This is a genomic window from uncultured Agitococcus sp. (assembly GCF_937920075.1).
Lineage (GTDB): Bacteria > Pseudomonadota > Gammaproteobacteria > Pseudomonadales > Moraxellaceae > Agitococcus.
In genome coordinates this window covers 1-1,314 of sequence record NZ_CALETI010000043.1, presented here as the reverse complement: position 1 = coordinate 1,314, position 1,314 = coordinate 1, and the positions used below count along the sequence as shown (strand labels likewise).

The 1,314-nt window shown below is 34.0% G+C and carries 2 protein-coding genes; one reads left to right on the top strand and one right to left on the bottom strand.

The features are described from left to right. Positions 1–726: cation:dicarboxylase symporter family transporter (locus Q0212_RS01305; protein WP_297921037.1), on the bottom strand; the 726-nt coding region annotated here is incomplete at its 3' end. Positions 727–811: 85 nt separating this feature from the next. Here Q0212_RS01305 and Q0212_RS01300 point away from each other — a divergent pair. Then, positions 812–1,314 (top strand): hypothetical protein (locus Q0212_RS01300; protein WP_297921035.1); only part of this gene is annotated, 503 nt, incomplete at its 3' end.

The window sequence follows — 1,314 nt, the reverse complement described above, 5'->3', positions numbered from 1 at the left end:
CACCACAGCAATAAACTGGGCTAATGTGCCTAATAGAGCCGAATTTTCGCTTAACACCAATTTAAACAACAATGCCATAATGCCCAATGGCGCAAGCTGCATAATCCAGCCCACAAGCTGCATAGACAAATTAAAGCTTTCATTAAATAGTTTGTGTAATTGAGGATATTCTTGACCTTTAATTGCCAAAGCAATACCCACAAATAAGGCAAACATAACAATCGCCAAAATATTACCTTGTGCTAAGGCATTAAAGGGATTCATAAAAACATTTTTAACTAATGTTTGCAAAAATTCACTTGGTGTTAATTGTGAGCTATCCACTGTAGCTGCGTAACTTTGTAAAGAGGCTAACGATAAACCTTTGCCAGTTTCAAAAATATGTGCTGCACCAAGCCCTAAACTAATGGCAATACACGTGGTTAACGCAAAACAAGCAAGGGTAATTTGCCAAACACGATGAATTTGCTGATGAGCACGTAGATTAGCGACACCCACGACAATAGAGCTAAAGACCAAAGGAATTAGCACCATTTTTAACAAACCAATAAATAATGAGGCAATTAAACTAGCGAAATACAATACAGTTTCGTGAGCAGAAACAGGTAAATAATGCCGACACAAATAAGCAAATAAAATACCTAAAATAGCCCCCCATAAAATACGACTATTTAATGACATATAAATACCCAATAATTGATAAGTAATTAGTTTGCAAGTTAACATGAAGCTTCGATAATCGCTAACTATGATAAACTTAGTTTGTGTACAATCTTGGCCAAATTTTTTAGCAAAAATAAAGGGGTTGATTTTGAGGGTTTCTCATATCATCCAACAACGCAAATTAACAATTATCTTGTGTGTGTTGCTGACATGTTCTTTTTTGGCTGTTTCATTGTTGAGTTATTACTCATCTAAAAAAACAATTCATTTAGCATTGGTTGAAAAAGAATTACCGCTAACTTCTAATGCCATTTATGCTGAGTTGCAAAAAGATTTAATTCGTCCATTTTTTATTTCTTCAATGATGGGAACCAATACTTTTTTGCATGATTGGACAATAAAAGGTGAACAAGATGTGCCTGCGATTGCTCGTTATTTAAAAGAAACCAAAGAAGAATACCAAGTATTTACCAGTTTTTTTGTCTCCGAAAAAACACATCGCTATTATTATCCAAATGGAGTTTTAAAAACGGTATCTGCCAAAGATAATGCGGATCGTTGGTTTTTTAGAGTGCGTGAATTAAACGAACCCTATGAAATTAATATTGATTATGACAAAGCTAATAACAACTCTTTAGCAATTTTTATGAA